Genomic DNA, 12417 nt, shown 5'->3' on the forward strand with positions numbered 1-12417 from the left:
GCCGGCCTGGCTGAAGGGCAGATAACCCAGTTCGTCGAGGATGACCAGATCCATGCGCAGCAGAGCTTGGGCGATCCGCCCGGCTTTGCCGTCGTGCTTTTCGCGCTCCAGCAGATTGACCAGATCGACCGTGGAGTAGAAGCGCACGCGCTTGCCGTGCCGGGTGATGCCGGACACGGCCAGCGCAGTGGCCAGGTGGGTTTTACCGGTGCCAGGCCCACCGATCAGCACCACGTTCTGCGCGGTGTCGGTAAAGGCCAGACTGGCCAGTTCGCTGATCAAACGAGCGTCTGCGCTGGAGGCGCTGAAGTCGAAGCCGGCCAGGTCGCGGTGCATCGGCAGCTTGGCCATGTTGGGGTCGTCTCAGAAAACGGAAAATAAAGCACGCTAAGCCGGATGCAGTGGTCGCAGCGGCCGGAACTTGCCTGCGCCGATCTTGGCGCTGCTGCGCCAGAGGTAATCGCCGGTCAGGTTGATGTGCTCCCAGCCGAGCGGCGACAGGTATTTCAACAGGCCGTCATCGACCGCTTGACCGTGGCCGCGTAGTGCGTTCGCTGCCCGTTCCAGATAGGGGTCGTCTCAGAAAACGGAAAATAAAGCACGCTAAGCGTGCGTGGAGGCTGGCACCCAGCGGTACAGCGTCGGAATGGACACGCCGAGGTTCTTGGCCACGTCCTTGGGCGGCACCCCGCTGGCCAGCAGCTTCTTGGCCGACTCGATCTTGCTGTCGGTCATCTTCGGCTTGCGGCCGCCTTTGCGGCCGAGCTGCTTGGCGACTTCCAGCCCGGCGCGGGTGCGCTCGACGGTCAGCTCGCGCTCCATTTCGGCAAGGCTCGCCATGACGTGGAAGAAGAACCGCCCGGATGGTGTGCCGGTGTCGATGGAGTCGGTGAGGCTCCTGAACTGGACACCGTGCTTGTGCAGCTCGCCGACCAGATCGACCAGTTGCTTGACCGACCGGCCCAGCCGGTCGAGCTTCCAGACGACCAAAGTATCGCCTTCGCGCAGCATTTCGAGCGTCTTGGCCAAGCCAGGCCGGTCTGCCCGCGTGCCACTCACCTTGTCCTCGAAGACCTTTTTACATCCGGCCTTGCTCAAGGCTTCGCGTTGCAGCTCCAGGTTCTGATCCTGCGTCGAGACGCGCGCATAGCCAATCAACATGGCTTGTCTCGCGCCCGGTCGATGCGTTCCTGCATCGCCTGCATCACTTCTTCGTGGGTGTACGATCTGGCGTTGGCGTCGGTGGCTTGCCGCAGGGCTTCCTCAACCTCGCGCGTCATCCGCTCGTAATCCTCCGGCCACAGCGCTTGCTCCATGCGCAGCGACGCCTGACCCAGCAGGTGCAGCAGGCTGAACAGCCGCATGTCGTTGGTGGCGACGATGCGCTCCCGAATCTGCTCCTGAATAGCTTCGCTAGCCCGATGCGCTTGTGGTGTGGCAGTCCCCTCGTAGTCAGCGGGGAATTCCGCTTCCTCGGCAATCCTTGCCCAGGCGCTGGCCAGCGCCTCGATGGTTGACGTGCTCATTTCCGCCGCTCCTGTGCTCTTTGGCGAATCAACCGGCCAAGGGGCCTCGACGCGAAAACCAGCAGCATCACGCCTATCGGATACCAGGTCGAGAAGACCACCAAGGCATCGAAGGCTGGCCGTCCGGTGTTGGTAGGCAGTACGGCGGTCACAGCCATCAACCCGCCGACCGTCCAGATGATGCGCCACACGTAGGGCATCACGCGGGGCACGTAGCCGTCATCGAAAGCGGTCTGGTAGTAGCGGCGCAGGCCGCGCTCGGCAAGCGCCTGGCGCTGCCGCTCCGACAGCGCATCCGTCCGGCCATACCAGCGCCGGAATGGTGGACAGCGCAGCAGCAAAGGGGTGAAGAGGATCATCACCGCCACGATCGCGACACCCCACGCCATGACGGCGCCGGCATCGGGCCGCTTGGCGTTCTCGATCACGGGCGCGAAGACGCCCGGAGCACCGATCATCCAGAACAGCGCAATGTGCTGATGGAAGGAGAGCTTCATTTGCTCATCCACTTGCGCAGCAGGCGCTTTTTCAGGGAGGCGCGTTCTTGCGGGTTGCGTCCCTTGTGATTGGCGATGCGATCCGCCGTGGCGGCCTGGCGCTTGACGGGCCAGTAGGAGCGGCCATCCTTGCCCATCGACCAGACGCTGCTGGCCTGGTTTTCCAGCAGGGGCAGATGGGCGCTCAGGGCTTCGGGCGACGCGCTGGTCAGCGCCGTGCGCTCACGGGTGCGCCAGCGCTGATGCCAGAGCTTCTTGTCCTCGCGCTCGCTGCCGCAGGTCGTGTGCCCGACGATGGGTGTTTTGCGGCGGCTGCGGCTCATAACGTAGTGGTCTCCAAGAACATTCAGGACTGATCCCAGGCGTCGATGGTCAAGACCTGATCGGCAGGACAGGCGGCTACGCGGTCGGGAACTGGATGGTGTTCAGTCTCATGCCGACCCCATTCGATTGATCGCGTCGCTTGCGGCACGCTGCGACGCAAGGAGGTTTGCGACCTGGTTTAGCAGCCGTGTCCGCTGCATGTCTGTTACCTATCTCCCCGACCGCTCATTGGACCAACTCCAGAGATTGGGCTCTATCGCTCAGCCAATACGAAACCGGCATTGGCTGATGCCACAACCGAGACGAACACAAATGGCTCGGTACCTGTATTTCGCGCCCCGTGCACTTGGCCCGGTCTTGCCACGGCTATCTCACCTTCCCTGAGGGCACGAACAATCCCATTGCCCTGAAAGTAATCAGCCATTCCCGACAAAACAGTCCACGTGTCTTGGCCGTGAGGATGAATGTGAGCCGCAATTTCCTGCCCGGGATGGACATGCCAAACCACGATAATTGAGTCTCGGGTTTCAAGCACAACGGAACGAATAGGCTCGCCTTCGGACGGCTGAACATACTCGGCTACAGAAAATATTCTCGATTCAACAGTCATCGGAGATCCCTCTTTCACAGTGCCCCCAGACAGGCTGGATATGAGTTCTAACTCGAATTTGAACGGGAGGCTGGTCGTGCGGTCGTGCAGTTGCCGATGAGCGTGTCGGCTGCTGCCTCCTTGCCCACCAGCGAACTCACGTCCGTTGCGGCCATCCAGAAGGTCTTGCCCGAGCGCGGCTCATAGGTCGCGGGATCGAACACGCCAGAGGGGCCGAACATCGGCGGCTTGATTGGTCATGGCTCCATGCCTTTGTCGTTACGGTCTTCATCGTCGGCATCCTGACGCACGGCGGGCAATTGCTGGAGCAACGCCGGCAGCCATTCCTGTACCGTCTCCCACACCACATCGAGGTTGATGTCGAAATAGCCGTGAGCCATGCGATTACGCATATTGCGCATGCTGCGCCACGGCACGTCGGCATGCGCCTGGGTGAACTCGACGTAGCCATCCATCACCTTTGTGGCCGCCTCGCCGATGACGATCAGGCTCATGATGACGGCCTGCTGGGTGCGCTTGTCGGCCAAGAAGTCGTCCTTGGCCATCCCTTCCACGAAGCTGCGCGCATCGGTTGCGGCCTGCTGAATGTGGTCGAGGTAATCGGGCAGGCGGTTCTCGCTCATATCGGTTGCGCCTCCGCGAGCACCTTGGCCCGGAACTTCGGCGGCAGGTCGCCGGGAGTCAGCAGATCGACGTCAACGCCGAGCAGCGATTTCAGTTCTTCTTCCAAATCGCCCAAGTCCAACAACGTGGCACCGGGCAGCGCATCGACCAACAGGTCGAGGTCGCTGCCATCCCGGTCGGTGCCATGCAGCACCGAGCCGAAGACGCGCGGGTTCGCGGCGCGAAAGCGGCCTACCGCTTCACGCACTGCGCTTCGCTTCATGTCAAGCACAACAGACGGTCGCATGGGCATCCTTTCTTATCGAAACTCGTTGAGATGATATGCAATCAAGAATAGAATTTCAAGAACTATTTTCGAGAATCGCAATGCCTTGATTCCCGTGCCGCGTGTCACTTTCAGAAGGCGACAGCACGAAATATCAAAAGTCGACCGCACGGTCTTTTCTGACGTTGGAGTCGCCTCAGAAAACGGAAAATAAAGCACGCTAAGGCGTAGTTCCCTCGGGCTACACCGCGTCCGCACTGCGCGGTTCTTTCTTCCCTTGCAGTGACGCAATCAGCGGGCAGGAAACGTTCCCCTTCCGCGCATGGCAGGCGCACACCAAATCAGACAGCACGGCCTCCATGCGCGCCAGGTCAGCCATCCTCTCGCGCACGTCCTTGAGCTTGTGCTCGGCCAGGCTGCTGGCTTCCTCGCAATGGGTGCCATCCTCCAGCCGCAGCAGCTCGGCGATCTCATCCAGGCTGAAGCCCAACCGCTGGGCTGATTTCACGAAGCGCACCCGCGTTACATCCGTCTCGCCATAGCGGCGAATGCTGCCGTAAGGCTTGTCCGGTTCCGGGAGCAAGCCCTTGCGCTGATAGAACCGGATGGTCTCCACATTGACCCCGGCCGTCCTGGCGAAAACGCCAATGGTCAGGTTCTCCAAATTGTTTTCCATATCGCTTGACTCCGTACATAACTACGGAAGTAAGCTTAAGCTATCCAATTCAGATTCGAAAGGACAAACGTATGTCTGAACCTCAAAACGGGCGCGGCGCGCTCTTCACTGGCGGGCTGGCCGCCATCCTCGCCTCGGCTTGCTGCCTCGGGCCGCTGGTTCTGATCGCCTTGGGGTTCAGCGGCGCTTGGATCGGCAACTTGACGGTGTTGGAACCCTATCGCCCCATCTTTATCGGCGTGGCGCTGGTGGCGTTGTTCTTCGCCTGGCGGCGCATCTACCGGCCGTCAGCCGCCTGCAAACCGGGTGAGGTTTGCGCGATTCCCCAAGTGCGAGCTACTTACAAGCTCATTTTCTGGGGCGTGGCCGTGCTGGTTTTGGTCGCGCTCGGATTTCCCTACGTCGTGCCATTTTTCTATTGATCACAGGAGTTCACCATGAAAAAGCTGCTTTCCGCCCTTGCCCTCGCTGCCGTTGTTGCCCCCGTGTGGGCCGCCACCCAGACCGTTACGCTGTCCGTACCGGGCATGACCTGCTCGGCCTGTCCGATCACTGTCAAGAAGGCGATTTCCAAGGTCGATGGCGTCAGTAAAGTTGACGTGACCTTCGAGACGCGCGAAGCGGTGGTCACCTTCGATGATGCCAAGACCAGCGTGCAGAAACTGACCAAGGCTACCGAGGATGCGGGCTACCCATCATCAGTCAAGAACTGATCATGAAAGACCCGAAGACACTGCTGCGGGTCAGCATCATTGGCACAACCCTCGTGGCGCTGTGTTGCTTCACCCCTGTTCTGGTCATTTTGCTCGGTGTGGTCGGCTTGTCCGCGCTGACCGGCTATCTGGACTATGTGCTGCTGCCTGCGCTGGCGATTTTCATCGGCTTGACCATCTACGCCATCCAACGAAAACGCCAAGCCGATGCCTGCTGCACCCCGAAATTCAATGGAGTAAAAAAATGACCGAAATCACCGTGAATGGCATGACCTGCACATCCTGCGCCACCCATGTCAAAGATGCTTTGGAAAAGATTCCCGGCGTGAATGCCGCTGTGGTGTCCTATCCAGAAAGCCGCGCGCAAGTCATGGCAGACACCGCCGTGAGCCACAACCAACTGCTGGCCGCCATCGCCGCATTGGGTTATCAAGGCTCGATCCGGGTTGGTGATTTCAAAGATGAACCAAAAATCCGTGATGCACTTGAGGGCGCCGGTTTGCATATCGCCATCATTGGCAGCGGCGGGGCCGCGATGGCGGCGGCGCTGAAGGCCGTCGAGCAAGGCGCGACGGTCACGCTGATCGAACGCGGCACCATCGGCGGCACCTGCGTCAATATCGGCTGTGTGCCGTCCAAGATCATGATCCGCGCTGCCCATATTGCCCATCTGCGCCGGGAAAGTCCGTTCGACGGCGGTATTGCGGCAACTGTGCCTGCGATTGACCGCAGCAAACTGCTGGCCCAGCAGCAGGCCCGTGTCGATGAACTGCGGCACGCCAAATACGAAGGCATCCTGGACGGCAATCCAGCCATCACCGTTTTGCACGGTGAAGCGCGTTTCAAGGACGACCAGAGCCTGGTCGTCCGTTTGAACGAGGGTGGCGAGCGCGAGGTAACGTTCGACCGCTGCCTGGTCGCCACCGGTGCCAGTCCGGCCGTGCCGCCGATTCCGGGCCTGAAAGAGTCACCCTACTGGACTTCCACCGAAGCGCTTGTCAGCGACACCATTCCCGCACGCCTGGCCGTGATCGGTTCGTCGGTGGTGGCGTTGGAACTGGCGCAAGCCTTTGCCCGGCTCGGCAGCCAGGTCACGATCCTGGCACGCAGCACCTTGTTCTTCCGGGAAGACCCGGCCATCGGCGAGGCCGTGACAGCCGCTTTCCGCGCCGAGGGCATCGAGGTGCTGGAGCACACGCAAGCCAGCCAGGTCGCCCATGTGAACGGCGAATTCGTGCTGACCACCGGACACGGTGAATTGCGCGCTGACAAGTTGCTGGTTGCCACCGGTCGGGCACCGAATACGCGCAGCCTCGCGCTGGACGCGGCGGGGGTCACTGTCAATGCGCAAGGGGCCATCGTTATCGACCAAGGCATGCGCACGAGCAACCCGAACATCTACGCGGCCGGCGACTGCACCGACCAGCCGCAGTTCGTCTACGTGGCAGCGGCCGCCGGCACCCGTGCCGCGATCAACATGACCGGCGGCGACGCAGCCCTCAATCTGACCGCGATGCCGGCAGTGGTGTTCACCGACCCGCAAGTCGCCACCGTGGGCTACAGCGAGGCGGAAGCGCACCACGATGGCATCGAGACCGACAGTCGCACGCTGACACTCGACAACGTTCCGCGAGCGCTTGCCAACTTCGACACACGCGGCTTCATCAAGCTGGTCATCGAGGAAGGTAGCGGACGGCTCATCGGCGTGCAGGCGGTGGCCCCGGAAGCGGGCGAACTGATCCAGACGGCGGTGCTCGCCATCCGCAACCGCATGACGGTGCAGGAACTGGCCGACCAGTTGTTCCCCTACCTGACAATGGTCGAGGGGTTGAAGCTTGCGGCGCAGACCTTCAACAAGGACGTGAAGCAGCTTTCCTGCTGCGCTGGATAAAAAAAGGAGGTTTTCAATGAGCGCCTACACCGTGTCCCGGCTGGCCCTTGATGCCGGGGTGAGCGTGCATATCGTGCGCGACTACCTGCTGCGCGGATTGCTGCGTCCGGTGGCGTGCACCCCGGGCGGCTATGGCCTGTTCGATGATGCCGCCTTGCAACGGCTGTGCTTCGTGCGGGCGGCCTTCGAGGCGGGCATCGGCCTGGACGCGCTGGCGCGGCTGTGCCGGGCGCTGGATGCTGCGGACGGCGATGAAGCGGCCGCGCAGCTTGCCGTTCTGCGCCAGTTCGTCGAGCGTCGGCGCGAAGCGTTGGCCGATCTGGAGGTGCAGTTGGCCACCATGCCGACCGAGCCGGCACAGCACGCGGAGAGTCTGCCATGAACAGCCCCGAGCGCTTGCCGTCCGAGACGCACAAACCGATCACCGGCTACCTGTGGGGCGCGCTGGCCGTGCTCACCTGTCCCTGCCATTTGCCGATTCTCGCCATTGTGCTGGCCGGCACGACGGCCGGCGCGTTCATCGGAGAGTACTGGGGTATCGCAGCCCTCACGCTGACCGGTTTGTTCGTCCTGTCTGTGACACGACTGCTGCGGGCCTTCAAAGATCGATCATGAGCGCTTCCCATTGAGACAAACCACGCTGTCGCTACGTTGCCTCATGCCGGCATCAAATTCGGCTGAGTAGCTTCTCGCCATCTGGACGTAGCTCACCCTTGGGTGAAACATGCCGATACAGGGTCTGCCGCGTGACGCCAAGTTCCTGGCACAGGTCGCCGACCTTGGTCTCTGGCTGACCCATTGCCGCCATCGCCAGCCGCAGCTTGGCGGCGGTCATCTTGAACGGCCGGCCGCCTTTCCGCCCGCGCGCGCGGGCCGAGGCTAGGCCGGCAATCGTGCGCTCCGCGATCAACTCGCGCTCGAACTCGGCCAGGGCGGCGAAGATGCCAAAGACCAGCTTGCCGGCGGCGGTCGTGGTGTCGATGGCCGCGCCGTGCCCGGTTAATACCTTCAAGCCGATGCCGCGCCCAGTCAGGTCGTGCACGGTGTTGATGAGATGTCGCAGGTCGCGTCCGAGCCGATCCAGTTTCCACACGACCAGTGTGTCGCCAGTTCGCAACGCCTTCAGGCAGCTCGTCAAGCCGGGCCGATCCTCGCGCATGCCGGATGCCTGGTCCTCGTAAAGATGTACTGGATCGACCCCGGCGGCAATCAGCGCGTCGCGCTGCAAATCGGTAGCCTGGGAGCCGTCCGCCTTCGATACCCGCATGTAGCCTATCAGCATGTCGTACCTGTCACATATACGTTCGATTATGTGACAGTGTGAGCCAGAAAGTTCTCGCCGTCAAAAACTGTCACTTAACCCGCCATTTAGTCTAAGACCTGCAAACGGCCATTCAGGCTCGTAATGTGACAAAAACTCCGGCGGGATGCCCTCCTTGGTGAACGTGGCGCGCAAACGTTCCAGGGATTCGGGGTCGCGTCGCCCGTAGGACGCCAGTGTGAACAGCAAGCGGGCCGTCTCCGGGTTGTGTCGCGCTTCAATGATGGCCTCATCGATGGCCTGGGCTGCTCGTTGCCAGTGGTTGATGGGTTCCGGCTTCGGCACCTTCGCCGGCAGGCCGTTGGTGAAACCAGTGTGCGGCTCCGTCTGAAACAGCGCGGCCTGTTCCCCGCGCGGGATCAGCGCCTTTGACTCGATCAGCGTGATGGCGGTGGCCGCCGCCTCCAGCATCTGCCACTGCACCGCCGGGGCCAGAATCTCGTAGGGACGCCACAGACTCTGCCCGGCGCGCAGCGGATGGCCGCAGCGCTCCCAGACATGGCGGATGCTCGCCGAGCAACTGCCGCAGTGCGAGAGCGGCGTGTTCAGCTCATCAAGCAGGGTGCGCAGCAGCCGGAACCACAAGCCGGCGTGGACACGCCGACGCGGCAGCTCCACAAAACCCGTCGTCAGCGCCTGCCAGGTGCGCCGGTCCATGCAGGCGATTGCGTCATCGGCAGGGCGCGGCGCAGCATCGGCGATTTCCCACTGAAGATACCGGCCGGGCATGCCCCAGTAGGACTCCAGCCAGCAGCCATGCTGCGGGCAGCTCAGCATCAAGGGGAGCTGCCAGACGAGTAGCACAGCTTGATTCGTTGGATCGTTCAGACACTGCGGACACGCCCGGCGAATCGTCTGGCTCGGTAGCCAGGCACGCCAGCGAGTGATGGACCGCACCTTGCGGGTGCGCTTGGGCAGGAGCACCGCGCATTGGAATGTATAGGTTTCCAAGGCTGCTGGTACCGAATCGTCGAGACTGTCGAGCAGCCACGGCACCCAGCCTGCAAGACTCATGCTGCGCAACCGCTCCAGCTCGACGCCACTGCGCTGGCAGAGCGCCGTCAGCAACGACAAGGATGGTGCGGTATCCAGGTCATCAAGTTGGCTGTGACCAAGATCGTGGGCCAGCAGCTCGTGCACGTCCATCTGGTAGCAGGCGGCGACCCGGTTGAGCCATGAGGACAGGGCTTCGCCTTCCTTGGGTGCCGGATGCAGCGGCCAGCGCGGCGCGGACTTCACATCAGTTCCCGCTCGAACTGTCGCCGCCGCTCACTGGGGCCGATGTAGTCGGCCATGCTGAGCGTGCGGTGGTTGATCGCTTCCTCGCCACTCTCCACGGCGGCGACGGCCGCCGCCACCAGCAGATGTGCAAGCTCGCCGATGGTGCCTTCGCTCCGGGTGAGCAGGTAGCGGGCCATGTCCAGCGTGGCAATCGGGGATGGCCGCCGTAGCGGGAGTGACGCCGCGAAGCTGGCCAGCAGCGAGCAGCAGTCCTCATTGGCCTCCCACGGCGGCAGCAGCATCGGCTCGAAGCGGTTTTCCAACTGATCGTCCGAACGGATGGCCAGGTACGCCTCGCGCGTGCCGACCCCGACCAGGGGGATACGCAGCTCGTTGCCGAGGAAGCGCAGCAGGTTGAGGAACTCGCGCCGGTTAACGCTGTTGCCAGCCAGTACATTGTGCAGTTCGTCGATCACCAGCATGCGCACGCCGACCATGCGCAGCAGGGCCAGCGCCAGTTGCTCCATTTCCGGCAGCCGTGGGCGCGGGCGCAGCGGCGCGCCCATCGCAGCCAGCAGCGCGACATAGAAGCGGATCACCGATGGCTCTGACGGCATCTGCACGACCAGCACCGGGATATGTTCTTGGTCAGCGTCGGTGCCGACCGGGTGCGCCCGCCGGAATTTCTCGACGATCATCGACTTGCCGTTGTTGGTGGGGCCGACCAGCAGCAGGTTTGGCATGCGTTGCTTGTTCGGCCACGCATACAGAGTTTCCAGCCGGTTCAGCGCCTCGACCGCGCGCGGGTAGCCGATCCAGCGGTCGGCGCGAATGCGCTGGATGCGCTCGTCTGCCGGCAGCCTGGCCAAACCCTGTGCCGCTGGCAGCAGGTGGGACAGGTCAATGACGGGATATTCGTCCACGGCTACCACTCCTCGATCTGATCGAACGGTTTGGCCGGCGGCAGGTTGTCTGCCTGCGGGTCAGCCATGTCCACATCCGGCGGTATGGGCTTGGCCGGTGGCTCCGACGTCTTGAGGTGCTGGCGGCGATCAGCGTCGCGCCGCGCCTTGCGCGTGGCCTTCTGGGCGGTGGTCACGATCTCGCGCATCTGCCCGATCATGCGGAACAGCGCCGACTCGTCCACCTGCTCGCGCCCGAGCTGACGCAATTTGGCCAGCGCCTGGCGTTGTTCCCAGAGGGTGACGGCCGGATGGGACAAGGTGCGGTAGTGGATCTCCAGATAGTGCTGACCTTCCGGTTCCAGTACCCAGATGCGGCTGATGTCGCGCGGATCGCGCCGGATCAGGAAGGCGGGCAAGCGCTCGCGCCGGGCAATCCACGGCTTGAGGGCGTCGGCGTAGTAGTGGATGTGGTCGATGACAAAGCCGGTGCGGGTCAGGGTGCGGCGGATCACCGGCAGGAAATCGACCAAAAACGCGGTGGGGCGGGTAACGACGGCCGGGACGCCAACGCGCTCCACGGCCTCGGCCCAGCGCGCGGCCGGCGGCTGGAGCAGGCCGTTGTGCACGGAGCCGTGATAGGTGCCTACCGCCAACGCGAGCCAGCGCTCCAGCTCGCGCAGCGTCAGGGTGGCCATCTTCTCGGAATCGTACTCGCCGCGCTGGCCGGGATTGGAGAAGGTCGTCCCCGGTAATTCGTCGTGGATCATCTGCATCGCCGTGCCGATGATCCGTTCCACGATGCCGCCGTAGTGCGGCTGGCCTGGTGGGCGATAGTCCAGCCGGATGCCATGCTGTTCGCAGCCACGGCGCAGCGCTTCGCTTTTGAACTCGGCCGCGTTGTCCAGATAGAGCAGCCTGGGCTTGCCGCTCATCGGCCAGTCCATTTCCACATTCAGCCCTTCCAGCCAGGGCCGCTTGTCGCAGGCGGCATGCGCGAGGCATAGGCCGACCGAGACGGCGGACGGCGCTTCCAGCGTGACCACCATGCCGAGTACGCAGCGCGTGAACACGTCGATGGCGAGGGTCAAATATGGGCGGCCAATCGGTTGCCGGTCGCGCTCGTCGACCACGATCAGGTCGATGACGGTGTGGTCGATCTGCACCTGTTCCAGCGGCATGGTGACTTCGGGCGGAATGCCACCCGCGCCTTGCAAGGGACGGGCAGCGTCCTGCCCGCCCCGGCTGCGGGCTATTTTCGCCGGGTGTAGTCCGGCAATCCGCTGGGCCACGGTGTTGCGCGCCGGCACCGGCAGCTTCTGGGTTTTGCACGCCTGCGCGACTTCGCGGTGGAACGCCGCCAGGCTGCGTTTCTGCTTGGTCAGGAAGCGCTTTTGCAGCAGCTCGCGGATGATGCGCTCGACCGGTTCCGGCAAGCGCCCCTTGCCTTTGCCGCCGCCGGATCGGCCGGGCGTCAGGTCTGTTACCAGGCCAGTACCCTGCCGGGCGCGACGGATCAGGACATATACCTGTCGCCGGGACAGGCCCAGCGCTTGGGCTGCCTCATCGGCGGCTTCATGCCCGACCACCTCAAGCGCTGCCAGTGGCCCGATGATTTCCGTCCGGTGCCGGGCTTGCGCCCATGCCTCGTCGGGCAGGGTGGCCACGCCTTGCGCGGCAATCGGTGGAGTGTCTGATGTCATGCCCAAACCTCGCTTTGGTGCACACGAGTATTGAGCATAGTCGAGATTGGTGCAGACGACTCCTGATATTGGGCTGTCAGGAGCCGTATGCACACCAGGCGTTACATCCAGTCAGATGGTGCGGTCGTCTTCTGAAAACGACAT

At 63.0% G+C, this 12417-nt stretch carries 18 protein-coding genes and 2 pseudogenes; 6 read left to right on the plus strand and 14 right to left on the minus strand.

The genetic code is table 11. The annotated features are described in order from the left end of the window. The 10 genes and pseudogenes from istB to merR all read right to left on the minus strand — a co-directional run. Positions 1–354 (minus strand): annotated as a pseudogene (istB, locus tag BLS08_RS25625) (IS21-like element ISPst3 family helper ATPase IstB); the annotation flags it as partial. 33 nt (positions 355–387) lie between these two features. After that, positions 388–570 (minus strand): annotated as a pseudogene (locus BLS08_RS25630) (Tn3 family transposase); the annotation flags it as partial. A gap of 33 nt (positions 571–603) precedes the next feature. Further along, entirely contained in the window at positions 604–1161 is a 558-nt protein-coding gene (locus BLS08_RS25635) for a recombinase family protein (RefSeq protein ID WP_004118524.1), read from the minus strand. Beyond that, positions 1155–1526: a hypothetical protein gene (locus BLS08_RS25640; protein WP_003100853.1), complete on the minus strand. Its 372-nt coding sequence runs from the start codon at positions 1524–1526 to the stop codon at positions 1155–1157. The genes BLS08_RS25635 and BLS08_RS25640 overlap by 7 nt, the downstream gene beginning before the upstream one ends. Further along, positions 1523–2023, minus strand: coding sequence for a hypothetical protein (locus BLS08_RS25645; protein WP_003100856.1), 501 nt, complete (start codon positions 2021–2023; stop codon positions 1523–1525). The genes BLS08_RS25640 and BLS08_RS25645 overlap by 4 nt, the downstream gene beginning before the upstream one ends. Further along, positions 2020–2346, minus strand: coding sequence for a hypothetical protein (locus tag BLS08_RS25650; RefSeq protein WP_003100858.1), 327 nt, complete (start codon positions 2344–2346; stop codon positions 2020–2022). Before BLS08_RS25650 ends, BLS08_RS25645 begins: the two co-directional genes overlap by 4 nt. Before the next feature lie 254 nt (positions 2347–2600). Then, the gene (locus BLS08_RS25655; protein WP_003465043.1) at positions 2601–2957 is read right to left on the minus strand and encodes a cupin domain-containing protein; all 357 of its coding nucleotides are present in this window, start codon (positions 2955–2957) and stop codon (positions 2601–2603) included. Between the two features lie 236 nt (positions 2958–3193). Further along, positions 3194–3580: a HepT-like ribonuclease domain-containing protein gene (locus BLS08_RS25660; protein ID WP_003100872.1), complete on the minus strand. Its 387-nt coding sequence runs from the start codon at positions 3578–3580 to the stop codon at positions 3194–3196. Then, positions 3577–3843 carry a nucleotidyltransferase family protein gene (locus tag BLS08_RS25665; RefSeq protein WP_016487057.1) on the minus strand — a complete coding sequence of 89 codons (267 nt, stop codon included), beginning with the start codon at positions 3841–3843 and terminating at the stop codon, positions 3577–3579. The genes BLS08_RS25660 and BLS08_RS25665 overlap by 4 nt, the downstream gene beginning before the upstream one ends. Before the next feature lie 244 nt (positions 3844–4087). Further along, positions 4088–4522: an Hg(II)-responsive transcriptional regulator gene (gene merR / locus BLS08_RS25670; RefSeq protein WP_000429838.1), complete on the minus strand. Its 435-nt coding sequence runs from the start codon at positions 4520–4522 to the stop codon at positions 4088–4090. Between the two features lie 71 nt (positions 4523–4593). On the opposite strand from merR, the gene merT reads away from it, so the two are divergent. Genes merT through merE form a run of 6 tightly spaced genes read left to right on the plus strand, consistent with a single transcriptional unit; the run spans position 4594 to position 7741 of the window. Then, on the plus strand, positions 4594–4944 hold the full coding sequence (merT, locus tag BLS08_RS25675; protein ID WP_001294667.1) for a mercuric ion transporter MerT: 351 nt from the start codon (positions 4594–4596) through the stop codon (positions 4942–4944). Positions 4945–4959: 15 nt separating this feature from the next. Next, entirely contained in the window at positions 4960–5235 is a 276-nt protein-coding gene (gene merP, locus BLS08_RS25680) for a mercury resistance system periplasmic binding protein MerP (RefSeq protein ID WP_000735441.1), read from the plus strand. A 2-nt stretch (positions 5236–5237) separates the two neighbouring features. Continuing rightward, positions 5238–5483 (plus strand): mercury resistance system transport protein MerF, encoded by a 246-nt coding sequence (gene merF, locus BLS08_RS25685; RefSeq protein ID WP_000654684.1) that lies wholly within the window; start codon positions 5238–5240, stop codon positions 5481–5483. Beyond that, entirely contained in the window at positions 5480–7126 is a 1647-nt protein-coding gene (merA, locus tag BLS08_RS25690; RefSeq protein WP_000136268.1) for a mercury(II) reductase, read from the plus strand. The genes merF and merA overlap by 4 nt, the downstream gene beginning before the upstream one ends. Before the next feature lie 16 nt (positions 7127–7142). Then, a complete protein-coding gene (gene merD / locus BLS08_RS25695; protein ID WP_003465059.1) occupies positions 7143–7508 on the plus strand; it encodes a mercury resistance co-regulator MerD in 366 nt (121 codons plus the stop codon). Beyond that, the gene (gene merE, locus BLS08_RS25700; RefSeq protein WP_001087809.1) at positions 7505–7741 is read left to right on the plus strand and encodes a broad-spectrum mercury transporter MerE; all 237 of its coding nucleotides are present in this window, start codon (positions 7505–7507) and stop codon (positions 7739–7741) included. The genes merD and merE overlap by 4 nt, the downstream gene beginning before the upstream one ends. A gap of 52 nt (positions 7742–7793) precedes the next feature. Here merE and BLS08_RS25705 read toward each other — a convergent pair whose 3' ends face one another. Genes BLS08_RS25705 through BLS08_RS25720 form a run of 4 tightly spaced genes read right to left on the minus strand, consistent with a single transcriptional unit; the run spans position 7794 to position 12273 of the window. Beyond that, positions 7794–8408 carry a recombinase family protein gene (locus BLS08_RS25705; RefSeq protein WP_000904941.1) on the minus strand — a complete coding sequence of 205 codons (615 nt, stop codon included), beginning with the start codon at positions 8406–8408 and terminating at the stop codon, positions 7794–7796. Between the two features lie 60 nt (positions 8409–8468). Further along, positions 8469–9686: a TniQ family protein gene (locus BLS08_RS25710; protein WP_033979991.1), complete on the minus strand. Its 1218-nt coding sequence runs from the start codon at positions 9684–9686 to the stop codon at positions 8469–8471. Further along, on the minus strand, positions 9683–10591 hold the full coding sequence (locus BLS08_RS25715) for a TniB family NTP-binding protein (RefSeq protein WP_033979993.1): 909 nt from the start codon (positions 10589–10591) through the stop codon (positions 9683–9685). The genes BLS08_RS25710 and BLS08_RS25715 overlap by 4 nt, the downstream gene beginning before the upstream one ends. A 2-nt stretch (positions 10592–10593) precedes the next feature. Further along, positions 10594–12273, minus strand: a complete 1680-nt coding sequence (locus BLS08_RS25720; protein WP_003465068.1) for a Mu transposase C-terminal domain-containing protein — start codon at positions 12271–12273, stop codon at positions 10594–10596. Positions 12274–12417: the final 144 nt, after the last annotated feature.

It is taken from the genome of Ectopseudomonas chengduensis (genome assembly GCF_900102635.1).
In the GTDB taxonomy this organism is placed as follows: domain Bacteria; phylum Pseudomonadota; class Gammaproteobacteria; order Pseudomonadales; family Pseudomonadaceae; genus Aquipseudomonas; species Aquipseudomonas chengduensis.